We start from the raw sequence: 24,956 nt of genomic DNA, 5'->3' as shown, positions 1-24,956 counted from the left end.
TTTTGTTAAAAAAACAATAAATTTTCAATAAAAAATAAGCGGAGCATAATCCCGCTTATTTTTGTCTTCGCACATTTTGAGGTCTTACAATACTTGGACGAACCTTTAAACTAGACATAGTTGGACGAAGTAAAATTTTCGTTAACGCGCCCCAATCAAACGGTAAAAACGGCCATAAATACGGTGTTTGCAAGCTTTTTATAGATGTTAAAAATAGAATCAATATCGTCATTCCAATGACAAATCCCATTTCATGAAATATGCCTGTTAAAATAATGACAAACAATTTTCCAATCTTATTCCCAAGCCCTAACTCATAACTTGGCGTTGCGTATGCTCCAATCATAGAAACTGCTACGTACAAAATAACTTCTGGTACAAACAAACCTACATCAATTGCAATTTGACCAATTAATATGGCAGAAATTAATCCTGCTGCCGACGACAATGATGTCGGTGTATGAATGGCGGCCATTCTTAAAAATTCGAGTCCGACTTCCGCCATCAAAATTTGTAATAAAATCGGTAAATGCGTCATCTTATTTGGTCCAATGAAAGCAAGACTTTCCGGTAAAAGAGTCGGATCAAAAACAAAAACTAGCCAAAATGGCAGTAAGAATAGCGAAAATATAACACCTAAAAAACGTACCCAACGTAAAAATGTACCTACAGCTGGATTTTGTCTAAACTCTTCTGCATGCTGTAAATGGTGAAAATATGTTGTTGGAGTGATCATAGCACTTGGTGATGTATCAACGAGTACTAACACATGTCCTTCTAATAGATGATTTGCTGCTACATCTGGTCTCTCTGTGTATCGGATAAGCGGGAATGGATTATAACCTTGTTTCACTACAAATTCTTCTACCGTTTTATCCGCCATCGTAATCCCGTCTACATCAATATTATTTAATTCTTGTTTTATAATCTTCACTAAATCTGGATTTGCAACATCTTGTACGTATGTAATACAAATATCCGTTTGCGATCTATCCCCTACTCGAATCATTTCATTTCGAAGACGTGGATCGCGTATTCTTCTACGAATTAACGCTGTATTTACAACGATATTTTCAACAAAGCCATCCCTTGCACCACGCACTACCTTTTCTGTATCTGGTTCTGTTGGTGTCCGTCCCGGATAACTACGAACATCTATTGCAAACGCTTCTGTTTCACCTTCCACAAATATAACAATGAGTCCCGATAATACTTGGAGCATTACATCATCCATCGTTTTTACTTTACTTACTTGTTGATGAATTAAACGATTCTCTAAAAGCTTTACTGTATCTTCTTCTACATCCCTTATTTCATTTGTATCCACCGCTTCTTCTAAAATAGGGATAATATAATTCGTATCACAAAGTCCATTTACAAATAACACACCAATTTCTTTATTTAAAATTTGAAATTTACGAATACCAACATCGTATGTAACACCCAGTCCAACTGTTTGCTTTAAATAATTTTCATTATCACTTAAAAAAGATGAAATCGGGATATTCACTTTTTTAGGCTTCGTCATAAAAGCCACTCCTTTCCAAAATTAATTGAATCGCTTTTCTAGTAATAGGTGATCCTCTCTCCCATTCATCATTTCCGCACATCTTGCCAATATCACCGACCCCCACTATGACAGGAACATTCAGACCATCTAAACAATAAATCGTATCTCCACTAATCCTGCCAATTTCACCATCTGGGAGTCCAAATTTATCAACGCCGTATTCTGTCAAATTCCCATTCCGATCTACACTTACATCTACACGTGCCCATTCCCAATGATGTGTATTAGATGCTACTGCTAAAATACCGAGTACATCAACTTGTTTATGTGTTGCGACATACTTTAACGCCTTTTCACCAGATCCTTCTCCTATAAATCCGCTGTCATCAAACATGACAAATACAGGGTCATATGGCGTTTGCATAATAAGCTCAACAACTTTCTTCCCTGTCAATTTGGTCGGATTACTTTGCGATGCTGAAATACACCTCCCCCCAAATTCCTTTGTTAACAGCTCAATTGTCCGCTTTGCATATTCATCTCCATCTGTGACCAAAACAACCCTTCGTCTCATTTGATTTATCCTTTCGGTTTACATATAAGTGCAACAAAAAATGAAAATAATATCGCTGCTGAAATCCCCGCAGACGTTAAGCTAAACATACCGATTCCAATTCCTAAATATCCATGTTTTTCTGCCGCATGCATTGCCCCGTGCAATAGTGAGTGTCCAAAACTTGTAATAGGGACTGTTGCCCCAGCACCTGCAAATTTTATAAGCTTATCGTACAATCCGAATCCGTCTAAAATAGCTCCGGCGACTACAAAAGTTGCCATTAAATGTGCCGGTGTTAACTTTGCGAAATCTAGCAACACTTGTCCAATTACACAAATAGCTCCTCCTACAAGAAATGCATATATAAAATCCACAATTCACTCTCCTTTAACGCTTTCAAACACAACACCATGCGCAATCGTTGGAATCGTTTCCTTCTGTTGTATCATCATGGGGCTTAATAGAGCTCCAGTTGCAACGACAAAAATTCTTTGTAAATTCCCTTTTTGCATTTCACGCAGTAAATGGCCGTATGTTACAACAGCTGAACAAGCACAACCACTGCCCCCTGCAAACACTTCTTCTTGATTTGAATTGTAAATCATTAATCCACAATCGTTGTATACATTCCCCAAATCATACCCTTCCTCAAGTAAAAGTTGTTTCGCAATTGGTGTCCCAACAGCCGATAAATCACCAGTAACAATAAGATCATAATCAGCTGCACTTCTTCTCAAATCTTCAAAATGTTGTTGAATTGTATGAGCAGCAGCTGGTGCCATCGCTGATCCCATATCTAAAGGATTAGCAATTCCTAAATCTTGCACTTTACCAATTGTTGCTGCTGTTATTTTAATTGCACTCTCCTCATTGCTAATTAATATTGACCCTGCTCCGGTAACAGTTGAGTTTGCTGTCCCTGGCTTTTGTCCTCCGTATTCTGTTGGGGAACGAAATTGTCTTTCAGCCGTCGCATTATGACTACTTACTGTAGCTAAAATACGATTCGCAAATCCACCATCTATAAAAGCTGATCCAATCGCCAAAGTTTCCATTGACGTCGCACAAGCGCTGAACATCCCTAAAAAAGGAATACCATACTCACGAGCAACATAATTTGCTGTCACTGTTTGGTTTAATAAATCTCCCGCTAAAAAGAAATCAATTTGCGATTTTTTTATATTCCCTTTTTGCATCGCTTGTTGAATTGAGTCTGACATTAACCTTCGTTCAGCAAGTTCCCAGTTTTCCTCTCCGCAATGTAAGTCAGAATATGAAATATCAAAATCCTTTCCAAGAGGGCCTTCAGCTTCTTTCGGACCGACAGCAGTACCAGTTGCATTCACGAAGATATCATTTTGAAATACCCACGTTTGTTTTCCTGTCAATCTCATACCCACCCCTCCTTTAAGACATTAAAATTTGAAATGTATATCTTATTAACCCGATAATGTATGCACCGACGACTCCAAATACAATGACACTTCCTGCAAGCTTAAACATGTTAGTAGCGATTCCTAGAACAATCCCTTCACTCCTATGCTCTAGTGCGGCACTCGCCATAGAATTCGCAAATCCAGTAACTGGTACTGCTGATCCCGCTCCAGAAAACTGCCCGATTTTATCATATACACCACACCCTGTTAAAATCGCCGACAATAAAACAAGCGTTGCAACTGTCGGATTTCCTGCCTCTTGTTCACTAAAGTGAAAATAATGTATATAAAATTTCATCAATATTTCTCCGACTGTACAAATGAGCCCACCTACAAGAAATGCCTTCACACAATTTAGCAAATAGTTTGGCTTTGGATGGTACTCCTTCACTTTATTTATGTAATCATCTTTCAGTTTTCGCCTTGTCATATATATTGCCTCCTACTTTACGAAATAAATCCAGTGAAACAATGAGCCTATTACTTTTCCAAGTACAAGAGCAACGAGTAAAACAACAATTTTCCCCTCTACCCCGACTCGTTTCGCTAAAATAGGTAAAACATTTAATACTTCTGTTAATGCCGCAGCAAGCATTCCAATGAATGTGCCACAAAATAACCCTAATATTACAAGCCAATATTGCGATGTTTGAAATGTAATGTTTTTCAAACTACACCAAGCCCCAGTTAAAGTACCCGCAATGACAGCCCACTCAAAATATTGAATATGCTTTCCACTTCTCGTTAATTGAGCTAAGCGCGGGATAATACCGAGAACAGCTAAAAAGGCAACATATCCGCTACCTACTGCAATCCCGCCAGCTAAACCAATTAATACAACAAACCCACATTCAATCATCGGCAAGCTGTTTCGTGTTATCCTTGTTTTCATTAACAATTACATATTGATCAAGCGACTGCTGATATTGAAACATCTCAACTTCTAACGGACTAGGCTCTTCATTAATTCGCTTTTGAAATACATGATTAAAAAATAAAACCATACCTAATCCAAGACCTACTGAATATGGAACTTGAAATAATAGTGGTTGCTCCTTAAACTCTCCAGTAATCATGTAATATAACCGTTGATGTACTTGTTGCATACTTACATCCTCATGGAAATAAATGATCGCAAGGGCCGCTCCAATGAAAAGCAACAACCATACAAGTCCGAAGAAAACCGGATGCACTTTCTTTTTTTCGTATATAATTTCAACAAGAGTTTGTCCAGAACCAAGTAAATTAATTTGTATGTGAGCCGCTTTTTGTTGAATAATCTCAATTACTTTCATAACATCAATTACAACATGCGTCTTATCATGTGCTGTTATGTTGTAGACTATTTCATTTTGTAACGACTCAACTACAAAAGAATCTCCGGCAAGTTGAGCAACATCGCTCAGCTTTACTTCATACGTAGGAGACACTTTTAAGCGATTGCGCATTTTAATATAAATTGTTCCTTCCAATTTCCATTCACCCCTTCACTCTTCCTCGTAGTTGTAGTATGGTTATTGAATTTTTTTCTAATACAATTTTTTCATAAAAAAACATCTGTACCGTTTCGGTACAGATGTTTTTTAGCTTATGCCTTTTTCTTAAATAAATTTGCAATACTTAATGCAAGTCCTCCCCAAATGACTACCATACCTATAACCATCATCATAATCGCTGATCCACTCATCATGAAACACCTCGGTCCTTCCATTCTTTTTCAAGCTGGACAGAGTCTGAATGTATTTGTGCATTCCATTTCTTCAGACTAATGACTAGTGCAACTATAAGAAACGCTGCCGCTATCGACCAACCATACGTTACAACAAACTCTGTTGGATAACCTCCGTAGTTCTTTTTAATGTTTTGGATTGTACCATCAATTAACATATACCCTAACATAAGTGGAGTAATAACGAGTAAACTCACTCTCCAAAACGTTCCTAACTTTATATCAGATACAAAGTTTGCATGATTTTGATAAACTGGTAAACGGCGCAAGATTAGTCCTATTGTAACTACTTCAACGAGTGCAATTGTAATCAATCCAAAATTGTTAGCGAAGTAATCAACAACATCTAGGAACATAAGTCCACCACGTGTTGCAAAAACAAGAGAAACTAATACTAATAGCGTTCCCATAATTCCAATCGTCTTTTGACGACTCAAGCTGAATTTTTCAGATACAGCGGCAAAGCATACTTCTGCAAGTGAAATGAGTGATGTAATTCCAGCAACAGTTAGAGATAAGAAGAATAATACACCAAATAACGGCGACATCGGTAACTCATTAATAATTTGCGGGAATACTACAAATGCAAGTCCTACACCAGCACTAGCTACTTTATCAACCGGTACCCCCATGTTATTCGCCATAAATCCAAGAGCTGCAAAGACACCAATACCTGCCAATAATTCAAATCCTGAATTTGCAAATCCTGTAATAAAAGCATTATTTGTTGTATCTGAGTTTTTCGGTAAATAACTAGAATACGTAATCATAATTCCGAATGCTAAAGATAAACTAAAGAAAATTTGACCGTAAGCAGCAAGCCATACTTTCCCATCAAAAATACGACTCCAATCTGGTTTAAAAAATGCATCTAGCCCCTGCATCGCACCTTCCATCGTCACTGCACGAACAACGATAATAAGGAACATAACAACTAGTAAAGGAATAAAAATACGGTTAACAACTTCGATTCCTTTTTTAACTCCTTTAAACGCAACACCAAGCACAATAATCCAAACGAGAGCTAACGGAATTAATACTTCTGGTACGAGCCCCCCGAATTGTCCTGGCTTATCTGCAACATGTAAATATTCTTTAAATAAAAATGATTGCGTGTCTTTCCCCCATGCTCCAGTAATTGCAAAGTACGTATACGAAATAGACCAAGCAATGATTACAGCGTAATATGTTGAAACAATAAATGTCACACACATTTGCCACCATCCAATAAATTCAGCACGTCGATGAATACGGAAGAATGTAAGTGGCGCCGAACCACGATGACGATGCCCAAGAGCAAACTCGAAAGCTAACAATGAAATACCAGTCGTTAATAATGCAAATAAGTACGGTAAAAAGAATGCGCCTCCCCCGTTTTCATACGCTGTATAAGGAAAACGCCATATATTCCCTAGTCCAACAGCGGAACCGATTGCTGCAAAAATAAATCCAGCCCTAGTTCCCCATTGTTGCCTCGTTTCCATGTTTCCTTCCCCCTTTGTGACAAGTTCATACTTGGATTATAGTTTAAATTAACTAAATTATCAATAAATTCTGTAAATTTTTTAGCGATAGTTATAATCTTCTCCTTTTCGTGACAATAAAAAAAATCGAATAGATAGCTATTCATCTATTCGATCTTTCATCTGTTTTAATATTTTCTTTTCAAGTCTTGAAACTTGTACTTGCGAAATGCCTATGCGCTCCGCTACTTCTGATTGGGTTTGGTCTTTATAATAGCGCAAATACACAATTAGCCTTTCTCGTTCATCCAATTCTCTAATTGCTTCTTTTAAAGCAATTTTATCAAACCATTTCGTTTCCGATTGATCTGCAATTTGATCTAAAATAGTAATTGGATCTCCATCGTTTTCATACACAGTTTCATGTATCGACGAAGGAGCACGACTCGCTTCTTGCGCCAGAACAACTTCTTCCGGCGTTAGTTCAAGAGCCTGTGCTACCTCATTAATCGTTGGAGCCCTTCCAAATTCTTTCGAAAGCTCGTCTCTCATCTTTCGGACTTTGTTTCCTGTTTCTTTTAAAGATCTACTTACTTTCACTGATCCATCGTCACGTAAAAATCGTTGTATTTCACCGATAATCATTGGAACTGCATATGTTGAAAATTTCACGTCGAAAGATAAATCAAATTTATCTACCGATTTTAAGAGCCCAATACATCCAATTTGAAATAAATCGTCTGGTTCGTATCCTCGATTAAGAAATCGCTGTACAACCGACCATACGAGACGCATATTACTTTGAACGATTGTATCTCTCGCTTGTTGATCTCCATCTTGACTTTTTTGAATTAACGCTTTTAGCTCGTGGTCCTTTAACTGAGGTTTCTTCTTCTCATTTCTGACCTCTATGTCCATTGGCTATTCTCCTTAATTGCATAGAGCGTTACTATTTGATAAGTATTTTGTCAAATGGATTGTTGTCCCGAAAGATTCGTTTGAAATAACTTCTACTTCATCCATAAAATTTTCCATGATAGTAAATCCCATTCCGGAACGCTCTAATTCAGGTTTAGTTGTAAAAAGGGGTTGTCTTGCTTCATCTAAGTTAAAGATACCAATCCCTTCATCTCGAATCGTGAGTTTCACCATCGCTTCTTCCAAAATCACTGAAATATAAACAACACCTTCTGCATTTCCTTCATACCCATGAATAATTGCATTTGTAACCGCTTCTGACACAACTGTTTTAATCTCTGTTAGTTCTTCCATCGTCGGGTCTAATTGCGCAATAAAAGCAGCTACCGTAACACGAGCGAATGATTCATTCTGACTTAACGCTGAAAATTGAAGGTTCATTTCATTTCTCATCTACGCCACCCCCAACGTCGCGAGCGCATGCGCTTCACTTTCTTCTAAACGAACAATTTTGAATAGACCTGACATTTCAAATAAACGTTTAACGGGCGGTGAAATTGCACAGACAACCATCTCTCCACCTAATCCCTTTACATGTTTATATCGGCCTAATATAACGCCTAAACCAGAACTATCCATAAATGTTAAGTTCTCTAGGCTCAAAATAATATGATGAACACCATGTGTCTCAATCATATCTGTGACTTTCGTTCGCAACTCTTCAGCAGTATGATGATCTAACTCGCCCTCTAGCCTCACACATAAGACGTCACGTTTTACTTCTAAATGCATGGAAAGACTCACACGATTTCCTCCTTATGCTCAAACTTTACTCATTAACATAAGATTTTCGTGATATAAAATCAGAATCCTTCCTACTGACAAAAGAAGAACTATTTCGTCATAAAGTGAAACCTTTCAGCAATTATTTCAGTAAATACGAACAGAAAAACATCAAAATTTCCGCCGCTATTTTGATGTTGAAAACATCCCAAAACTTCTTTTAAATAACTCCCACCAACTCGCTGCCTCAACATCTTCTTTCGCTACAATTGTTTGTTTTAATAAAACATCTTTATCTCTTTTAATAACAAGTGTACCAAGTGCATCACCTTTTTTAATCGGTGCCTTCACTTTCTTTTCAGCAATCACTTCTTGTTTAACTTTGTCCATATTTTCGCCCTTCTTCATAAGAAGAGACACATTATCTGACGCAACTAAATCTACTTTTTCTTCCTTACCTTTTCCTACTTGTACAGTCTTAATTTTCTCACCACGTGTATATAATTTCTTTGTCATGTATTGTCCAAATGCATAATCAAGAAGCTTCGTTACTTGATTGTTCCGCTCTTTTGATGTAGGTGCTCCCATTACAACTGAAATAACACGCATACCATTTTTCTCAGCCGATGCCGTTAAACAATATTTCGCTTCTGTCGTGAAGCCCGTTTTCACACCATCTACTCCAGGATAAAAACGTACTAACTTATTCGTATTAACGAGCCAAAACTTCTTATCCGTATCTTCACGTAAATAGTCTTCATATTTACCTGTGTATTTGCGAATAAGTGGATACTTCATCAATTCTCTCGCCATTATAGCCATATCATTTGCTGTGGAATAATGATCTTTCGCCGGGAGACCTGTCGGATTTTGAAAATGTGTATTTTTCAATCCTAGATCTTTCGCTTTTTTGTTCATCATATTTACGAAACCTTCTTCTGAACCAGCGATATGCTCAGCTACTGCAACAGATGCATCATTTCCAGATGCAATTGCAATGCCCTTTAACATTTCATTTACAGTCATCTCTTCCCCAGGTTCTAGAAAAATTTGTGATCCGCCCATTGAAGCTGCGTGTTCACTCGCTCTCACTTTATCTGTCAGTTTTAATTTTCCTTTTTCAACTTGTTCCATAATTAATAGCATTGTCATAATCTTTGTCATACTAGCAGGTGGTAACTTTTCATTCGGATTTTTATCAAACAAAACTTTACCTGTATCTTGCTCAATTACGATCGCTGACGACGCTTGTTCCGCTAACTTCGGCGTGGTTTCTTCTGTTTTTTCCTGCTTCGTTTTCTCAGATTGTGCGAAACTAACTGAAGTACCAGAAAGCAATAACATGAAACAAACAAGTATTCCAAAAACTCGCTTCATGACTAACCCTCCATTCTATATCAAACTTATTTTTTCCAATTTATACATTTTTAATACCATATTTTTCTATTATTTTCAGTTGACAAATAAATTCATTGCCTATATTGTATTAAGTGTATTACACGCAGTAGTACACTTAATACTCATTAGGAAGGAGACATTGCTCTTGCATATTCAACTTGATCCAAGAAGCAACACTCCGATATGGGAACAAATTGTTCAAAATATAAAAGAGCTCGTACTAAAAAATATGTTAGCTCCAAGTGATAAACTTCCTTCTGTACGCGAGCTTGCTTCTTTGCTCGTTATAAATCCAAATACAGTCAGTAAAGCTTATCAAGAATTAGAGCGACAAGGGATTATTGAAACATTACGAGGAAAAGGAACATTTGTAGCCCAATCGATTACCCCAACATTAGACGAAAGGAAAATCGCTATGGTTGAAAAGCAATTTCATCAATTATTACTAGAAGCCTCTTATCTTGGGATTACGAAAGATAAAATTCACGATTGGATAGATTCATACTATAAAGAGATTGGAGGAAATACAGATGTTGAAAGTGACAAACTTGAAGAAAACAATTGATAACCAAACGATTTTAGACGATGTTTCTTTCACATTACAAAAAGGTAGTATCGTCGGATTGCTCGGAAGAAACGGTGCGGGGAAAACAACTTTATTACGAACGATGGTCGGCATTTTAGACCCCGATGAAGGAACTGTTACATATGAGAATACAGATGTTCATATGCATCCTGAAATTAAACAAAAAGTTGTATACGTTCCAGACTCTACTAACATACTGAACGGATATACAGTAAAAGAAATCGTAAAGTTTTATAAAGCGGTTTATACAGCATTTGATGAACAATATTTTTATGAAATATTAGAACGTTTTAATTTACCAAACAAACGTATTCGTAGTTACTCAAAAGGAATGAAAGCACTGCTTGCGATCATTTTAGCTTTCGCTGCAAAAGCAGAATATGTCATTTTAGATGAACCAACAAACGGACTTGATCCTATCGTTAAAAGACAGATTCTACAATTTCTCGTTGAAGAAGTAGCAGAAAAAGAAATTACAATTTTCATCTCCACTCACCATTTAGATGAAGTTGAAAAAATTGCCGATACAATCATTATTTTAAAAGGACATACAGTAGATTCTATTACATCACTAGATGATGCAAAATCACGATTTGCCAAAATACAAGTTGCTTATGAACGTTCATTACCTCAAAAACTAGAAAACTTAAGCAATATTAAAATATTAAACCAAACAGGAAAAGTATATACAATCTTAATTGAGGAAAATGTGGCTACAACACTGGAGAAGTTTTATAAAGAGCAACCAATACTCATTGAAGAATTATCAATGTCACTTGAAGATGTCTTTGTTACGACACTTGAGGAGGATGGGTATGTTTCATAAGGCGTTGTGGATGTGGAATTGGAAACGCGGGAAATATGCTGTTTTACTCTTTTTCTTTAGTTCACTTTATCTTTTCTCTTTCGGATACTATAGAGCAGCCGAGCGACAACTTGCTGAATATCACGATTTGCAAGAAAAGGGAACGTACTATTATTTCTATTATTTTGGATTTGGGGAAAGTAATAGCTTTTGGTTAACTGTTCTTATCATTGCTTTAGCTTGTTTATTGATGGGATGGGAACGTAGTAACCAGTCTAATACTTTACTTATGACGATGCCATTTAAAAGAAAAGATGTTTTTTTATCTAAATGGGCTTTTGGTTCATTTTGTATTGTAGGCTCATTACTTATAAATTGGATCCTTATGTATGTTATTTATAGAACGACAATTCATTTTGATTATCAATCATTTGGACCATTTCATCGATACTTTCTTTATGCAATTGTCTCTTATGTTGCAGTATATACAGCTGCATTATGTATCGGTACTTTTACTGGAAGCGTTGTTTCGCAAGTCGTTTTTTGTATTCCGTGGCTTCTAATGGGGCTTACATTTATTCCATTAGTGTACACTTTTACAATAAACCATTTACATGCTACAGATACTAGAAATAACAACTTATATGAACAACTTCATGAAATCAATCAAAAAACAAATATAGTTGCACCAATATATAATTATACGATTCGTTACCACTATGATCCAAAATCACGTAAGAAAGAAAACGATCCAACCACTTTAAGAGATCCGGCAAATCATACGTATTATTCAGCTAAGTCAGTGCTAGTTCCTATTTTCTATACGATGTTCTATTTACTATTTGGCACATATTTATATACACGATCGCCAAATGAAAACGCTCAAAAAATATTTATTTTCCAAAAACATTTACGAATATGGATATGGGGGACAACCATTTATTTTGCATTACTAGGTGGCTATAAAATAAATCAATTTAATTTCTTACTTAACTACTATATCAGTTTGCTTCTCGCTGGAATCATTACTTATGTTGTACTATCACGTCTAACAAATTATAAAGTTTTTTAAAGGAGGGGGCCTATGTTTCAAAAAGCACTATGGCTAAGAACATATCAACAAAGTAAATATGTTGTGTGGTTGTTTTGGTTCGTTAGCTTCTATACTTTATCATATAAATACTATATGGCTTCTATTCAACAGCTATACTTTCTAAATGACAATAAAAAGTGGAACTATGTATATCACTACCACTTTGATTTAACACTTATAGACCCTGTCATACTGTTAGGTGGTGTACTTATCGTTCTAGCTTGTACATTAATTGGTTGGGAAAGACAAAATAACTCTAGTGACTTGCTATGGTCTATGCCATTTAAACGTTCACACATCTATATAACAAAGTGGTTGTTTGGGATCTGTAACATTGCAGCAATCATCGTATTAAACTGGGGACTATTCGCCATTATGAAAAAAACAACTTTTCATAATAAATATCAAATATTTTCACCATTTCATACTTATTTTCTATACATGTTAATTGTGTTAATCGCTATTTATACGCTTGCATTATGTATAGGAACAATTACTGGGAATATTCTCTCGCAGGGACTTCTTACTGCAGCTATATTCATGTTTCCATTGTTATTTCCATCCCTTATCTCAGCGGTCATCGCTGTTCACTCGAATACTGACTTTCATGAGGACAATGGCTATATTCATCGTGTTATGGAAAACATACGCATTTCGGGTCCAGCAGAAAATTTTCATATTAGATTTGATTATAATCCACAAAGTGCTTATACCGATAATGATGGAGTGCGTCATAATGAACCAAACTTTACAGAAATCCCTTCAGTAAAAACATTGATTGGACCTATTGTAAATATAATTATTCTATTACCACTCGGTATATATTTATATGTTCGTTCAGTCAATGAGCGGAATGGTAGTTTCTTACTATATCCAAAGCTTCAAAAAACATTTATGGTCTGCGCTATTTTCTGTATTGGAATTAGCGGCGGTTTAATAATTGGTGGGACCCATTCATTGCTTAATTTTTACGTTGGTTTGTTCGGAACAAGCATAATTAGCTATTTTCTTCTATCTAAAATATTGAGATTGAAGGTCTCTTGGAATTTCAAATAAAATAACCTCCTCACTAAGAGGAGGTTATTTCACATTCTCTCTCCTATCCCCATACACCATCTCTTCTTTCATCCCGAACCCATCACCATTTTGCACAATTTGCTCTGTCGGCGCGACTACACTTTCAGCAATTTTCCATTCGCCGCGCTCTTTCACAAATACTTGCAGAAAATAGTTCATGCCATTTAATTGATACGCATTTTCTTTTTTCACATTATAGTGCACCGCAATGTAGTGCACTTGAATATTTTCTTTCCCTGCTTTTGATACGTATTGCGATAATCTTGGAATGTACATTGATGCTTTCTTAAATGGTAATTGCTTCGCTTTAACGAGCGATGAACTTGTTACATTACGCAAAGTGTCCTGATTACGAACATTATCGCTATGATGAAATAATACTGCGTTTTGCATAGAACGAACCCATAATTTCGAATACAAGACGGTATTATCATTCTCAATGTACTTCACTTCTTTTTGCACCACTTGGATAGGGGTATCAGCGTACATGAATGTATGAAAGCAGAAAAAACTTCCAAGTAAAATGGTAAGTGCAGCAATATATTTCATAATCTTTCCTCCGATCTGTTTAATTAAAGTATCGGAGTTTCAAAATATTTTTATTCAAAAGAAAAAGGATAGGAAAGCTCTCGCTTCCTATCCTCATTTATTATAATACGCGGCCAAATAGTTCTAAAACCATTTCTATCTCTTGGTCGCTCCAACCTTTAAATTTCTCTTTATAATATTCTTTACGCACAGCTTCAAGCTTTTCAGTTACTTCTCGTCCGTTTTCAGTAATTTCTAAGTATACGATACGACGGTCCGAATTTGAACGTTTTCTTTCAACAAACCCTTTTCGCACGAGACGATCTGTTACAGCTGTAATATGACTGGAGGTTACGTTTACTTCACTCGCAATTTGCGAAGCCATCTGTGGACTTTTTAAAAATAACGCACGTAATACAGAGAATTCATTATATGGCATATGCTCTGAAAAACGTGTATTAATATCATTTTGTAATAAACGTATCATCTTTCGAAATGATGCAGATAAATCTAAAATCAGTGTTTCTCTATTTTCGTTCACTAGCCTCGTCCCTTTTTTATCATATTTACACATATTATAATCTATAAATACCTATATTGTATATGCTTTCTTCCCTCAACATTCTCATTTATGTAACTTTTTTCATAAGATTTTCTTTTTTGTTCACACATATACATATAAAAAAGGATGGTGAGCATAAATGCAAAGTGGAATGAATCCTTATTTACATAATATCCGTACGACAAATACTGGTAAAGAAGCTACTATTACTGTACAAGGAGAAGGCATTATAAAGGCAAAACCAAATGTTGTCATATTAACACTGGGCATTCGAACAGATAGTAAAAATGTAAAACAGGCGCAAGAAGAAAATGCAGTGCAATCGAAACAATTGCTTGATGCACTCAAACAGCTAGGTATTGCCGATAAAGATATAGAAACCATTTCTTATACAATTACTCCTCAATACGAATATGTAAATGATAAAGCATTACTACAAGGCTACCGTGTGGAGCATTTGTATGAAATTACCGTTTTAAATGTGCAAAAAGCAGGGGAAGTATATGATATAGCCGTTACAAATGGTGCAAACGTAGCAAAAGGATTACGTTTTCGAATATCTCATCCAAATAAATATTATGAGCAAGCTCTCATTCAAGCTCTGCAACAAGCAGTAGACAAAGCTCGTACAATTGCGAGTACCTACAATTTAAATATTAATCCTGTTCCCCTCTCACTCGTTGAAGAATCTGCCCAATTACCACGGGAGATCTCATCATATGCTACTTTGCATGCGCAAGCAGCTCCGCCCATTCAATCAGGAGAACTAGAAATCATTTCATCTATCCGGGCAATTTTTACGTATTTATAAATAAACTCATTTATAAGTAACCGTTATCATTTTCGTTGTTGTAAAAACATGATGTTCTGATATAATAAAGGACGGTGAGCTCTTACATAAGAGATATCACGGGTGGGAGAGGGATATGAAAAAGAAGGTTTAACATGAAAGGAATACTTGAAAGAACATTTAAATTAGACTTACACCAAACATCACCAAAACAAGAAGTTTTAGCTGGAGTCACGTCATTTTTCACAATTGTTTATATTATGATTGTAAATGCGTCAATCTTATCAGATGCCGGCATTCCTCTTGAGGCAGGAATTTTGGCAACTGTTTTTAGTTCATTTGTCGGATGTCTACTCATGGCATTTTGGGCAAATGCACCTGCTATTCTTGTCCCTGGTATGGGTGTAAATGCATTCTTCACGTACACTGCTGTGCATACGCTCGGTTTAACTTGGCAAGAAGCATTGGCAGCTGTTTTTATCGCCGGTATTATTTTTGCAATTGCTGCTTTTACACCGATTGCTCGCGTGCTTTCGGTATCGATTCCAAAGTCATTAAAGGAAGCGATCACTGTCGGTATCGGGTTGTTTTTAGCTTTCATCGGCTTGCAAAAAGGTGGTTTAGTCGTTTCGCATCCTAATACTGCTGTTGCAATGGGAAAATTAAGTAGTCCTGTCGTTCTTGCCACACTACTTACTCTTATTGTCGCACTTGTACTATTTGCGCGTAACGTACGTGGAAGCTTTTTATGGACGATTGCAATTGGAACTGGTATTGCATGGCTGTTTGGTCTTGTTGATACGAGTCAAATGGGAAATAGTTCGTTTTCATTCGCTAATTATGGCGATGTGTTTGGAGCTATGTCATTTGGGAAACTTTCTTCCTTGCCATTTTGGATTGCAACATTCTCCTTAAGCATGGTGCTTATTTTTGAGAACATGGGACTTTTACATGGTTTATTAGAAGATGATCGTAAATTCCCACGTGCTTACCAAGCAAATGCAATTTCAGCAATGACATGTGGTCTATTTGGCACAAGCCCTACCGTTTCAACAGTAGAGAGTGCCGCAGGTATTACTGCAGGCGGAAAGACAGGTCTGACGTCTATCGTTACAGGGTTGTTATTCTTCGCATCACTGTTTGCGCTTCCGTTTGTCAAAATAATTCCTGACAGTGCCATTGCACCAATCTTAATTATTATTGGCGGGCTGATGATTACAAGCATTCAACAAATTCCTCTGAACGACTTTTCAGAAGGATTTCCAGCGTTTTTAATTATCGTTATGATCCCGCTCACATATAGTATCGCTGATGGCATTGCGTTCGGATTTATTGCTTATCCTATCTTGAAAGTTGCACTTGGAAAGCGTAAAGAAGTCGCACCGTCCATGTATATTATTACATGCTTATTCTTAGCCATGTTCGTATTACACGCTATTGGCTAAGAAAAAAACACCGAGGAAATCCTCGGTGTTTTTTTACTTAAACCAACCTTTTTTATAAAACCAAGCCATCATTCCGCCGCCAATTAATGCCATTAAAATTAAGCAAATAAAATAACTATACTTCCCGCCAAGCTCTGGCATATGTGCAAAGTTCATGCCGTATACCCCTGCAATAAATGTTAACGGCATGAAAATAGTTGAGAAAACAGTTAATGTTTTCATAATATTGTTCATATGGTGGGAATTCAACGAAAAGTAACTATCTCGAATATCTGCTGTTAATTCACGGCTCGCTTCAATCATCTCTGTCAGTTTAAGCAAATGATCATGTATATCTTTAAAATAAATTTCATGATCGCTTATACCGTAAAAACGTGTTGAATTTAATATACGATACAATAAATCACGCATCGGAATAATCGTACGCCTTAGCTTAGATAAATCTGCACGAATATCAAATACTTCTTCTAGCACACTTCCTGCTGTCTCACCCGTTAAATTATCATCAATTGCATTTAAATGGTCTTCAATGTAATAAACAGGTGCGAAATAATCATCTACAATTTGGTCAATAATTGTATGTGCTACATGCAAAGGGCTCTTCTTAATACGTTTCTTTTCACCGAGCGTTTTCCATACTCTTTCAATCGCATTGTTATGAGAGAAATGGAAAGAGACTATATATCGATCACTAATAAATAAATCGATTTCATGCGGTTCTAATCCGTCTTCTCCGAATGCATGAAGAACTAAAAAGTTATATCCATCATAAAAATCTACCTTTGGTCTCTGTACATACTCTACACAATCTTCAATTGCAAGGGGATGGAACTTGAAGTGATCTTGTAAAATATATGTATACTCCTCTTTCGTTGGCTTATATAAATCAAGCCAATACCATATGATGTTCTCTTTTTTCGTTTCTTCTAGCGAAACATCATATAAAACTTCATTTTTTTTCGTTATTGCACAAATTCTAATCATAATTTCACCCATTACTATTATAAACAAAAAATAGTAAAAAAAGCCAAGGAGAAATCTCCTCAGCTTTTTTTATCCCGCTATTTGCGGGCAGTAAGACCCCTACCTCAAAATTCAGCGAAAGCAAAGAAGTTAGGTCTGGGTCGGGCTGCCCGTAAATGCCCGATTGGTGAAGGCTAATAATCAGTGGGGATAAAGCCCCCACTGATTAAAGTTTCACTTTATTACTTCGTTACAATACCGTGTACTAAAGTTGGTGCATCTACGTGATCTTTAGCGATTTTCATGTTCTCATAAATTTTCGCTTTTACGTCTTCAACATTTTCGCGGTTTGCGTAAATTGTAACAAGAGAGTCACCTTTTTTCACGCTATCGCCTACTTTTTTGCGAAGCATTAGACCAACTGCTAAATCAATTTCAGACTCTTTCGTTGCACGCCCTGCTCCTAAAAGCATTGCTGCTGTTCCGATTTCATCTGCAACGATTTCCGATACGTAACCGTCTTCTTTCGCTTCCACTTCAATTTTAAATTGTGCTTGTGGCAATTTAGAAGGATCATCAACAACAGATGCATCGCCGCCTTGCGCGGATAAGAACGTTTTAAATGATTCTAGCGCTTTACCATTGTTCATTACTTCAATTAACTTTTCACGTGCATCTTCTAAAGATGAAGCTTGTCCAGCAAGGTACACCATCTGACTTCCAAGTGTTAAACATAACTCTTCTAAATCTTTCGGTCCCTTACCTTGTAATGTATCAATTGCTTCTTGTACTTCTAATGCATTACCAATTGCTTCACCAAGCGGCTGACTCATATCAGAAATAACCGCCATCGTATTACGACCCACGTTATTACCGATGCGTACCATTGCTTCTGCTAAACGCTTTGCATCTTCATCCGTTTTCATAAACGCGCCTGCTCCAGTTTTTACATCAAGAACAATTGCATCTGCACCAGCAGCAATTTTCTTACTCATAATTGAGCTAGCGATAAGAGGAATTGAATTTACTGTTGCAGTTACATCACGAAGCGCATATAACTTTTTATCAGCAGGTGTTAAGTTTCCACTTTGACCAATAACAGCGATTTTATTTTCATTTACAAGACGCATGAATTCATCATTTTCAATTTCCACATGGAATCCTGGTACTGCTTCTAATTTATCAATTGTACCACCCGTATGTCCTAGACCTCGTCCAGACATTTTCGCAACTGGTACACCTAAAGCAGCTACTAATGGACCTAATACAAGTGTCGTTGTATCACCGACTCCACCCGTTGAATGCTTATCTACTTTTACCCCTTCAATGGCTGATAAGTCAATTGTATCACCGCTATTTACCATTGCCATCGTTAAATCTGCACGTTCTTGATCATTCATATCTTGGAAGAAAATTGCCATTGCAAGTGAACTCATTTGATAATCTGGAATACTACCATTTGTGTATCCTTCAACGATAAAGTTAATTTCTTCTGTCGTTAATGCATGTCCATCACGTTTTTTTGCAATTAGGTCCACCATTCTCATTGTGAAGTCACCCCTTCATTTGTTTTACAATTGCTTTTACTAATGCTAAGAAATTAGCTTTAACACGTTCTGTCGTTTCAATTACTTCATCGTGGTGAAGTGGTTGATCTAAAATACCAGCTGCCATATTTGAAATACAAGAAATACCTAGTACTTTCATACCTGCATGACGAGCTACAATTACTTCTGGTACTGTTGACATACCAACTGCATCTCCGCCAAGTGTACGAAGCATACGAATTTCAGCAGGTGTTTCATATACAGGACCTGTCATTCCAACATATACACCTTCTTGTACTTTAATATTTAAATCTGCTGCAACTTGTTTCGCCATTTCGCGAAGTTCTGGCGTATATGATGTAGACATATCAGGGAAACGTACACCCATTTCAGAATCATTTGGTCCGATTAATGGGTTCGTACCCATGAAGTTAATATGGTCTGAAATTAACATAAGATCGCCTGGTTCAAATGATGTATTTACACCACCAGCTGCGTTCGTTACAACAACTGTTTCTACACCTAGTTCTTTCATAACACGAACTGGGAATGTTACTTTTTGCATATCGTATCCTTCGTAGAAATGGAAACGTCCTTGCATTGCTACTACTGTTACACCTTGAAGTGTACCGAATACAAGTTGACCTGCATGTCCTTCTACAGTTGAAACTGGGAATTCAGGGATTTCACTGTATGGTACTGTTACTGCGTTCTCGATTTCATCTGCTAATACACCTAGTCCAGATCCAAGGATTAGTCCTACTTGTGGTGTCTCTTGAAATTTCTCTTTTAAGTATGAAGCTGATTTTGTAATTAGTTCACGATTCATCTGTTTATCCCCCTATTTCTTTAGCTCGTTTAAGAAGCTTGTTCCATGTTCTGGCATTTTAACATTAAAGTTTTCTGCTACAGTTGCACCAATATCAGCAAATGTTTGACGAAGTGATAACTCTTGTCCGCCTTCTTTCATGCTTGGGCTATATGCTAATAACGGTACATATTCACGTGTATGATCAGTACCAGGATGTACTGGATCATTACCATGGTCTGCTGTAATTAATAATAGATCATCTTCTTTTAGTTTTTCGAATACTTCTGGAAGACGTGCGTCATATTCTTGTAGAGCTTCTCCGTACCCTTGTGGGTCACGACGATGACCAAATAAGGCATCAAAGTCAACTAAGTTTAAGAAGCTAATACCTGTAAAGTCCATATTTAATGTATCTACAAGCTTGTCCATTCCATCCATATTTGATTTCGTACGAAGTGATTCAGTTACACCTTCTCCATCATAAATGTCAGCAATTTTACCAATAGCAATTACATCATAATCGCTATCTTTAAGTTCATTCATTACTGTGCGACCAAATGGTTTTAACGCATAGTCATGACGATTTGGTGTACGTGTGAAGTTTCCTGGCTCTCCAACGAACGGACGAGCAATAACACGCCCTACCATGTACTTCTCATCTAATGTTAATTCACGTGCGATTTTACAAATTTTATATAGCTCTTCAAGTGGTACTACTTCTTCATGAGCTGCGATCTGTAATACACTATCAGCAGAAGTGTAAACAATTAAAGAACCTGTTTCCATTTGTTCTTGACCAAGCTCAACAAGTACCTCAGTTCCAGAAGCTGGTTTATTGCCGATAATTTTACGACCTGTCTTTTCTTCTAATTCATCAAGTAATTCTTTCGGGAATCCTTCAGGAAACACTTGGAATGGTGTATCAATGTAAAGGCCCATGATTTCCCAGTGACCTGTCATTGTATCTTTACCTGTAGATTTCTCTTGCATTTTTGTATAATATCCAAGCGGTTTCTCTACTTTAGAGATTCCTTTCATTTCACGAATATTACCAAGGCCTAATTTCACCATGTTTGGCATGTGTAATCCATTCATATGTTCAGCGATATGACCAATTGTATCAGAACCTAAATCACCAAACTGCTCAGCATCTGGTGCTTCACCGATTCCCACAGAGTCCATTACGACTAGGAAAATACGTTTATATTTATTCATAACTGCAACCTCCTATATGTTCAGTTCTACTTCTTGTAGTATGTTCAAAACGCTATAAAGTGAAACTGTTATCAATGGGAATTATCTTTCGTCCTCATTATCAAACAGTACTGCTTTAAACCAGTCCCTAACTTTTTCGTTTTACTTTCAAACGAATCAAAAAAATTTCTAGTTTTTTCTAAGTCAGATGTCAGACATCTGATATTGATATCATACCATGTTTACGCTTTCTTTTTAATACATTTTCGTAGAATTCTTCATTTTCTTTACCCTTCTATTGTAATCCATTCTGCAAAGAAGTGCTAATCATTTTATAACATATTTCCTAATATAAAAATAAAAAGCAGCTCTAAAGAGCTACTTTTTATTTTACTTCTACTGTTTCTTCTTTATGTTCATGTAGTTCACCTTTTCTTACATGAACTTTCACTTTATAAGCACCATTCTCTTTGAAAGTATGTTTACTTTCATACTCCCCTTTATTCCCTTCTTTCGCCGGAATAAATTCGTGTTTTTCAACGCCGTCTTTCCAAATCTCAAGTTGTACTTCAGCACCAGTTAACGCTTCTTCTTTTTGTTTTAAATGGACTTTCATTGTTGATTCAGCATTTGCTTTTATGTCACCGGCCATAAGATGAATCATTGTGTCACTTTTATGATCACCGTGTCCTGCACTATGATCACCACTTTCTTTTTTCGCATCTTCTACTTTCGCATTACCTACAGCAACTTTGTGTTCTGGCATAACGTGTATATCACGTGCATTTGTATGAGGAATAATATGATATACTCCATCAGTTTCAAATGTTTTCTCTACTGCATAAACACCTTTTCCTTTATGCTTACCATCTAACATCTCGTGTTTCTCGTCGCCATCTTTCCAAATCTCAAACTTTACGTCATCAGCATCCGTTACTCTTTCTTTTCCTTGTGTAACAAGTGCTTGTACTTCTGTTTTTTCACCAGGTTTAATTTCTTTCGGATTCGTTTGAACCGCTACGTCTATACCTTCAAGTTTCTGTTCTTTTTTCGGTTCTTCTTTGTTTGTATTACAGCCAGCCAATGCTAGCATCGCGATAAATAATGTAATAATAAGTTTTTTCATCTTCATTTCCTCCTTCATACTTTCCTTAGTATAGAGGAAATACATTGTAATATTCTAGTCTTCTGCTGAAAACAATGTACGAAATGTTTGTGAAGTTTCTGTGAAATGGTTCACTCTTCTTAATCTATGAAAAAAGAGCATAGTGACTATGCTCTCGGGTGAAACTGTTTATATACATCTTTTAATCTAGTTTTTGAAACGTGCGTATAAATTTGTGTCGTCGAAATATCTGCATGTCCAAGCATTTCCTGTACAGCACGTAAGTCTGCCCCATTTTCTAATAGATGCGTAGCAAAAGAGTGACGCAACGTATGCGGTGTAAGCTCTTTTGCAATATTCGCTTCTTTCGCTAGCCGTTTTAAAATTTTCCAAAATCCCTGTCTCGATAATCGATTACCATGATGGTTTAAAAAGAGCGCATCTACTGCTTTTTTACCCATCAATTCTCTTCTTCCTTTTTCAATATACTTTTGAATCGCTTCTGTCGCTAAGCTTCCTAGTGGAATAATTCTTTCTTTGTTCCCTTTCCCGATACAGCGAACAAATCCCATCGTTAAGTGCACATCTTCTAAATTTAATGCAATTAATTCTGAAACACGAAGTCCTGTTGCATACAACAACTCTAACATTGCCTTATCACGAATCCCAAAAGCACTTGCCGTTTTCGGTGTTTGAAGCAATGCTTCCACTTCGTCGATTGATAATACTTTTGGTAATTTTCGTTCCCCTTGTGGCGTTTCAATATGTACCGATGGGTCATGCTCCACTGCTCGTTCACGAAGTAAAAATTGATGAAACGAACGAATCGATGCAATATGACGCGCCAATGTTTTTGAAGATTTCCCGTTTTCTTTTAAATGCTGCAAAAAGTTAACAATATGCAAACGTGTCACTTCATGAAACGTCTTCGTTTGTTCTACATTTTGCAAATACTTCACATAGCTTTTTAAATCGCGTTCATAAGATACAACTGTATTTTTCGCTAAACCTTTTTCAACAATCATATAATGAATAAAATCTTTTAATTGATCTTCCAATCTACACTACTCCCCATTTTCATAGAAAAACATCATTCTATTTACGAAAGCATCCTTTTCCGGCTCCTCATTCCCTGATACTTTTTCTACAGTCTCTTCTTTTGGCTTTTCATAACGATGGTAACTTTCATATTCTTCATTTATCCATAGTATAGCGAAATAAAACAAAATCGTACAACTTGTAAATAATAAAAATACTTTCATCCCATCAAAAGTTAATTTTAAAGCTCGGCGCATTGTAAATTCCTCCAAAATATAAGTTATTACAACATATGCCAAGCTTTCACCAATTTATACCTTATTCAAATAAAAAACCTCTTCCTAGTTAAATAGGAAAAGGTTATTTTTCATCCGTTTCATTTTCTTGACAATTTTTACAAATCCCATGGAATGTTAAACGATGATCTTTCACCTTAAAGCTCCAGTCTCGTTCCACTTTATTCTCCACTTCACCAAGTAAATCTTCTTGTATTTCTTGTACAGCACCGCATTGTGTACAGATTAAATGATGATGGAAACGCTGTGCACCTTCTTGGCGTAAGTCATAACGCGAAACACCGTCTCCAAAGTTAATTTTATCGACAACTTTCAACTCAGACAATAACTCTAAAGTTCGATAAACGGTTGCTAATCCGATCTCTGGCGACTTTTCTTTTACAAGGAGGTATACATCTTCTGCGCTTAAATGATCTTCTTCATTTTCTAGCAGCACACGAACTGTTGCTTCACGTTGTGGTGTCAATTTATAGCTCGCTGCATGTAATTGCTTCTTAATTCGTTCAATTCTTTCTTCCATTCGGTACTACTCCCTCCTCGCCACTCTTACACCATTATATCAGAAGAAGGGCTCCTGTCAAAAGAAAAACAATAAAAACAAATTGATAATTATTCTCAAAAAATATTTATTGTTTGTTAATAGCCTCCACAACTTCTTTCATTAAAACTGGTGATGCATACACTTCGACACTGGAAGCAATAGCTAATACCGCTCCAATCACGAGAAAAAAGCATGTATAGCGAATTAATAACGGTAATAGTGGCTCAGTTATTTTCCGAATAAATTGATGCCTAATCATGCGTAAGGAAAAGCTTGCAGCAATTGTTGTCATTACGAGAAATACAGGAATTATAATTAAATTTTGTGGCAATACAGATACAAATGCTAATAATAGTCCATTCCATCCGTGCTGACTTACTAAAAAACCTACTGTAAATCCAACAACTACCCCTTTTAAAAATAGTAAGATAAAAATGAGCGGCAACCCAATAATTGAAATCCCCAAAATCCAAATAAAGCCGATATATTTTAATTGCGAAAAGTAACTTTCTCGAAACATTTCGCCTGCGACAGCAAACTCTCCTTTAGAAACTTGTCCAAAAAAACGCTGTAAATAAAATGATAAATCTTGCTTTTGGTTTATTTGTAAACTATTCACAAGAATCGCTCCAAATATTACTCCCATCAGTAATAAAACCGCATTAAATATATATAGTGAAGAATTTTCCTGTATGTGAGACATTACACGGTCTTGCCACGTTTTTCGCCACATTTTCCTTCCCTCCGTTCACACTCTTACTAAAAATGTATGAAAGAAAGAA

At 36.4% G+C, this 24,956-nt stretch carries 30 protein-coding genes; 6 read left to right on the top strand and 24 right to left on the bottom strand.

Going from position 1 to position 24,956, the window contains the following annotated elements:
- Positions 1-55 precede the first annotated feature (55 nt).
- From spoVAF to dacF, 13 genes are all read right to left on the bottom strand, one after another.
- Positions 56-1,528, bottom strand: a complete 1,473-nt coding sequence (spoVAF, locus tag JFU20_RS22120; RefSeq protein WP_002165117.1) for a spore germination protein SpoVAF — start codon at positions 1,526-1,528, stop codon at positions 56-58.
- Positions 1,515-2,084 carry a stage V sporulation protein SpoVABEA gene (gene spoVAEA / locus JFU20_RS22115; protein ID WP_002088445.1) on the bottom strand — a complete coding sequence of 190 codons (570 nt, stop codon included), beginning with the start codon at positions 2,082-2,084 and terminating at the stop codon, positions 1,515-1,517. The genes spoVAF and spoVAEA overlap by 14 nt, the downstream gene beginning before the upstream one ends.
- A gap of 5 nt (positions 2,085-2,089) precedes the next feature.
- Positions 2,090-2,440 (bottom strand): stage V sporulation protein AE, encoded by a 351-nt coding sequence (spoVAE, locus tag JFU20_RS22110; protein ID WP_002014916.1) that lies wholly within the window; start codon positions 2,438-2,440, stop codon positions 2,090-2,092.
- A gap of 3 nt (positions 2,441-2,443) precedes the next feature.
- The gene (gene spoVAD, locus JFU20_RS22105) at positions 2,444-3,460 is read right to left on the bottom strand and encodes a stage V sporulation protein AD (RefSeq protein WP_002165116.1); all 1,017 of its coding nucleotides are present in this window, start codon (positions 3,458-3,460) and stop codon (positions 2,444-2,446) included.
- 13 nt (positions 3,461-3,473) lie between these two features.
- On the bottom strand, positions 3,474-3,932 hold the full coding sequence (gene spoVAC / locus JFU20_RS22100; protein ID WP_002014918.1) for a stage V sporulation protein AC: 459 nt from the start codon (positions 3,930-3,932) through the stop codon (positions 3,474-3,476).
- A gap of 12 nt (positions 3,933-3,944) precedes the next feature.
- Positions 3,945-4,361 (bottom strand): stage V sporulation protein SpoVAB, encoded by a 417-nt coding sequence (gene spoVAB, locus JFU20_RS22095; protein ID WP_033709411.1) that lies wholly within the window; start codon positions 4,359-4,361, stop codon positions 3,945-3,947.
- A complete protein-coding gene (locus JFU20_RS22090) occupies positions 4,354-4,974 on the bottom strand; it encodes a stage V sporulation protein AA (protein WP_002014920.1) in 621 nt (206 codons plus the stop codon). Before JFU20_RS22090 ends, spoVAB begins: the two co-directional genes overlap by 8 nt.
- 116 nt (positions 4,975-5,090) lie before the next feature.
- Positions 5,091-5,192 carry a methionine/alanine import family NSS transporter small subunit gene (locus tag JFU20_RS22085; RefSeq protein ID WP_002094424.1) on the bottom strand — a complete coding sequence of 34 codons (102 nt, stop codon included), beginning with the start codon at positions 5,190-5,192 and terminating at the stop codon, positions 5,091-5,093.
- The gene (locus JFU20_RS22080; protein WP_002014921.1) at positions 5,189-6,715 is read right to left on the bottom strand and encodes a sodium-dependent transporter; all 1,527 of its coding nucleotides are present in this window, start codon (positions 6,713-6,715) and stop codon (positions 5,189-5,191) included. Before JFU20_RS22080 ends, JFU20_RS22085 begins: the two co-directional genes overlap by 4 nt.
- A 138-nt stretch (positions 6,716-6,853) precedes the next feature.
- Positions 6,854-7,612 (bottom strand): RNA polymerase sporulation sigma factor SigF, encoded by a 759-nt coding sequence (gene sigF / locus JFU20_RS22075; protein WP_002014922.1) that lies wholly within the window; start codon positions 7,610-7,612, stop codon positions 6,854-6,856.
- Between the two features lie 12 nt (positions 7,613-7,624).
- Positions 7,625-8,065, bottom strand: coding sequence for an anti-sigma F factor (gene spoIIAB / locus JFU20_RS22070; RefSeq protein WP_001243400.1), 441 nt, complete (start codon positions 8,063-8,065; stop codon positions 7,625-7,627).
- Complete coding sequence (gene spoIIAA, locus JFU20_RS22065; protein WP_002128957.1) at positions 8,066-8,416, bottom strand: anti-sigma F factor antagonist; 351 nt, start codon at positions 8,414-8,416, stop codon at positions 8,066-8,068. It lies immediately after the preceding gene.
- Positions 8,417-8,581: 165 nt separating this feature from the next.
- A complete protein-coding gene (dacF, locus tag JFU20_RS22060) occupies positions 8,582-9,772 on the bottom strand; it encodes a serine-type D-Ala-D-Ala carboxypeptidase DacF (protein WP_002165113.1) in 1,191 nt (396 codons plus the stop codon).
- Between the two features lie 166 nt (positions 9,773-9,938).
- Here dacF and JFU20_RS22055 point away from each other — a divergent pair, with 166 nt between their 5' ends.
- From JFU20_RS22055 to JFU20_RS22040, 4 genes are read left to right on the top strand one after another with little or no spacing between them, the layout of a single operon-like run.
- Complete coding sequence (locus tag JFU20_RS22055) at positions 9,939-10,358, top strand: GntR family transcriptional regulator (protein ID WP_002033900.1); 420 nt, start codon at positions 9,939-9,941, stop codon at positions 10,356-10,358.
- Positions 10,324-11,205: an ABC transporter ATP-binding protein gene (locus JFU20_RS22050; RefSeq protein ID WP_002128958.1), complete on the top strand. Its 882-nt coding sequence runs from the start codon at positions 10,324-10,326 to the stop codon at positions 11,203-11,205. Before JFU20_RS22055 ends, JFU20_RS22050 begins: the two co-directional genes overlap by 35 nt.
- Positions 11,195-12,256 (top strand): ABC transporter permease, encoded by a 1,062-nt coding sequence (locus JFU20_RS22045; RefSeq protein ID WP_002165112.1) that lies wholly within the window; start codon positions 11,195-11,197, stop codon positions 12,254-12,256. The genes JFU20_RS22050 and JFU20_RS22045 overlap by 11 nt, the downstream gene beginning before the upstream one ends.
- A 12-nt stretch (positions 12,257-12,268) precedes the next feature.
- Complete coding sequence (locus tag JFU20_RS22040; protein WP_201038903.1) at positions 12,269-13,333, top strand: ABC transporter permease subunit; 1,065 nt, start codon at positions 12,269-12,271, stop codon at positions 13,331-13,333.
- A 24-nt stretch (positions 13,334-13,357) separates the two neighbouring features.
- Here JFU20_RS22040 and JFU20_RS22035 read toward each other — a convergent pair whose 3' ends face one another.
- Positions 13,358-13,903 carry a hypothetical protein gene (locus tag JFU20_RS22035; RefSeq protein ID WP_002138207.1) on the bottom strand — a complete coding sequence of 182 codons (546 nt, stop codon included), beginning with the start codon at positions 13,901-13,903 and terminating at the stop codon, positions 13,358-13,360.
- Between the two features lie 100 nt (positions 13,904-14,003).
- The gene (locus tag JFU20_RS22030) at positions 14,004-14,423 is read right to left on the bottom strand and encodes a MarR family winged helix-turn-helix transcriptional regulator (RefSeq protein ID WP_002088468.1); all 420 of its coding nucleotides are present in this window, start codon (positions 14,421-14,423) and stop codon (positions 14,004-14,006) included.
- 160 nt (positions 14,424-14,583) lie between these two features.
- Between JFU20_RS22030 and JFU20_RS22025 the strand changes: the two genes are divergently transcribed.
- A complete protein-coding gene (locus JFU20_RS22025) occupies positions 14,584-15,255 on the top strand; it encodes an SIMPL domain-containing protein (protein ID WP_002033894.1) in 672 nt (223 codons plus the stop codon).
- A 134-nt stretch (positions 15,256-15,389) separates the two neighbouring features.
- Entirely contained in the window at positions 15,390-16,679 is a 1,290-nt protein-coding gene (locus JFU20_RS22020) for an NCS2 family permease (protein WP_002033892.1), read from the top strand.
- Between the two features lie 33 nt (positions 16,680-16,712).
- Here the strand turns inward: JFU20_RS22020 and corA are convergent, their stop codons facing one another.
- The 9 genes from corA to spoIIM all read right to left on the bottom strand — a co-directional run bounded on the left by corA (position 16,713) and on the right by spoIIM (position 24,907).
- On the bottom strand, positions 16,713-17,675 hold the full coding sequence (corA, locus tag JFU20_RS22015; protein WP_002067031.1) for a magnesium/cobalt transporter CorA: 963 nt from the start codon (positions 17,673-17,675) through the stop codon (positions 16,713-16,715).
- A gap of 209 nt (positions 17,676-17,884) precedes the next feature.
- Positions 17,885-19,189: a pyrimidine-nucleoside phosphorylase gene (locus JFU20_RS22010; protein WP_002067030.1), complete on the bottom strand. Its 1,305-nt coding sequence runs from the start codon at positions 19,187-19,189 to the stop codon at positions 17,885-17,887.
- A 7-nt stretch (positions 19,190-19,196) separates the two neighbouring features.
- Entirely contained in the window at positions 19,197-20,018 is an 822-nt protein-coding gene (locus JFU20_RS22005) for a purine-nucleoside phosphorylase (RefSeq protein WP_001078443.1), read from the bottom strand.
- Positions 20,019-20,030: 12 nt separating this feature from the next.
- Complete coding sequence (gene deoB, locus JFU20_RS22000; protein WP_002014935.1) at positions 20,031-21,215, bottom strand: phosphopentomutase; 1,185 nt, start codon at positions 21,213-21,215, stop codon at positions 20,031-20,033.
- Positions 21,216-21,579: 364 nt separating this feature from the next.
- Entirely contained in the window at positions 21,580-22,320 is a 741-nt protein-coding gene (locus JFU20_RS21995) for a FixH family protein (protein ID WP_201038902.1), read from the bottom strand.
- Between the two features lie 146 nt (positions 22,321-22,466).
- Positions 22,467-23,357, bottom strand: a complete 891-nt coding sequence (gene xerD, locus JFU20_RS21990) for a site-specific tyrosine recombinase XerD (protein WP_002067028.1) — start codon at positions 23,355-23,357, stop codon at positions 22,467-22,469.
- 6 nt (positions 23,358-23,363) lie between these two features.
- Positions 23,364-23,594 carry a YqzK family protein gene (locus JFU20_RS21985; RefSeq protein ID WP_002088473.1) on the bottom strand — a complete coding sequence of 77 codons (231 nt, stop codon included), beginning with the start codon at positions 23,592-23,594 and terminating at the stop codon, positions 23,364-23,366.
- Positions 23,595-23,697: 103 nt separating this feature from the next.
- Positions 23,698-24,153 (bottom strand): ferric iron uptake transcriptional regulator, encoded by a 456-nt coding sequence (gene fur / locus JFU20_RS21980; protein ID WP_000392654.1) that lies wholly within the window; start codon positions 24,151-24,153, stop codon positions 23,698-23,700.
- A 106-nt stretch (positions 24,154-24,259) separates the two neighbouring features.
- Positions 24,260-24,907, bottom strand: coding sequence for a stage II sporulation protein M (gene spoIIM, locus JFU20_RS21975; protein ID WP_002014939.1), 648 nt, complete (start codon positions 24,905-24,907; stop codon positions 24,260-24,262).
- Positions 24,908-24,956 lie beyond the last annotated feature (49 nt).

This window comes from Bacillus sp. TH30, assembly GCF_016650875.1.
GTDB lineage: Bacteria > Bacillota > Bacilli > Bacillales > Bacillaceae_G > Bacillus_A > Bacillus_A mycoides.
This window is presented reverse-complemented; position numbering and strand designations above follow the sequence as displayed.

What these genes read in the sequence shown, in the direction of transcription:
- spoIIM (WP_002014939.1), bottom strand. Translation starts at nt 24,907, where the DNA reads ATGTGGCGAAAAACGTGGCAAGACCGTGTAATGTCTCACATACAGGAA.
- JFU20_RS22005 (WP_001078443.1), bottom strand. Translation starts at nt 20,018, where the DNA reads ATGAATCGTGAACTAATTACAAAATCAGCTTCATACTTAAAAGAGAAA.
- sigF (WP_002014922.1), bottom strand. Translation starts at nt 7,612, where the DNA reads ATGGACATAGAGGTCAGAAATGAGAAGAAGAAACCTCAGTTAAAGGAC.
- corA (WP_002067031.1), bottom strand. Translation starts at nt 17,675, where the DNA reads ATGGGTGAAATTATGATTAGAATTTGTGCAATAACGAAAAAAAATGAA.
- JFU20_RS22010 (WP_002067030.1), bottom strand. Translation starts at nt 19,189, where the DNA reads ATGAGAATGGTGGACCTAATTGCAAAAAAACGTGATGGACATGCATTA.
- spoVAEA (WP_002088445.1), bottom strand. Translation starts at nt 2,084, where the DNA reads ATGAGACGAAGGGTTGTTTTGGTCACAGATGGAGATGAATATGCAAAG.
- JFU20_RS22085 (WP_002094424.1), bottom strand. Translation starts at nt 5,192, where the DNA reads ATGATGAGTGGATCAGCGATTATGATGATGGTTATAGGTATGGTAGTC.
- JFU20_RS22025 (WP_002033894.1), top strand. Translation starts at nt 14,584, where the DNA reads ATGCAAAGTGGAATGAATCCTTATTTACATAATATCCGTACGACAAAT.
- JFU20_RS22040 (WP_201038903.1), top strand. Translation starts at nt 12,269, where the DNA reads ATGTTTCAAAAAGCACTATGGCTAAGAACATATCAACAAAGTAAATAT.
- spoVAB (WP_033709411.1), bottom strand. Translation starts at nt 4,361, where the DNA reads ATGATTGAATGTGGGTTTGTTGTATTAATTGGTTTAGCTGGCGGGATT.
- dacF (WP_002165113.1), bottom strand. Translation starts at nt 9,772, where the DNA reads ATGAAGCGAGTTTTTGGAATACTTGTTTGTTTCATGTTATTGCTTTCT.
- spoVAC (WP_002014918.1), bottom strand. Translation starts at nt 3,932, where the DNA reads ATGACAAGGCGAAAACTGAAAGATGATTACATAAATAAAGTGAAGGAG.
- JFU20_RS22035 (WP_002138207.1), bottom strand. Translation starts at nt 13,903, where the DNA reads ATGAAATATATTGCTGCACTTACCATTTTACTTGGAAGTTTTTTCTGC.
- JFU20_RS22045 (WP_002165112.1), top strand. Translation starts at nt 11,195, where the DNA reads ATGTTTCATAAGGCGTTGTGGATGTGGAATTGGAAACGCGGGAAATAT.
- JFU20_RS22080 (WP_002014921.1), bottom strand. Translation starts at nt 6,715, where the DNA reads ATGGAAACGAGGCAACAATGGGGAACTAGGGCTGGATTTATTTTTGCA.
- JFU20_RS22020 (WP_002033892.1), top strand. Translation starts at nt 15,390, where the DNA reads ATGAAAGGAATACTTGAAAGAACATTTAAATTAGACTTACACCAAACA.
- spoIIAB (WP_001243400.1), bottom strand. Translation starts at nt 8,065, where the DNA reads ATGAGAAATGAAATGAACCTTCAATTTTCAGCGTTAAGTCAGAATGAA.
- JFU20_RS22050 (WP_002128958.1), top strand. Translation starts at nt 10,324, where the DNA reads ATGTTGAAAGTGACAAACTTGAAGAAAACAATTGATAACCAAACGATT.
- spoVAF (WP_002165117.1), bottom strand. Translation starts at nt 1,528, where the DNA reads ATGACGAAGCCTAAAAAAGTGAATATCCCGATTTCATCTTTTTTAAGT.
- spoVAD (WP_002165116.1), bottom strand. Translation starts at nt 3,460, where the DNA reads ATGAGATTGACAGGAAAACAAACGTGGGTATTTCAAAATGATATCTTC.
- JFU20_RS21995 (WP_201038902.1), bottom strand. Translation starts at nt 22,320, where the DNA reads ATGAAAAAACTTATTATTACATTATTTATCGCGATGCTAGCATTGGCT.
- fur (WP_000392654.1), bottom strand. Translation starts at nt 24,153, where the DNA reads ATGGAAGAAAGAATTGAACGAATTAAGAAGCAATTACATGCAGCGAGC.
- JFU20_RS21985 (WP_002088473.1), bottom strand. Translation starts at nt 23,594, where the DNA reads ATGCGCCGAGCTTTAAAATTAACTTTTGATGGGATGAAAGTATTTTTA.
- deoB (WP_002014935.1), bottom strand. Translation starts at nt 21,215, where the DNA reads ATGAATAAATATAAACGTATTTTCCTAGTCGTAATGGACTCTGTGGGA.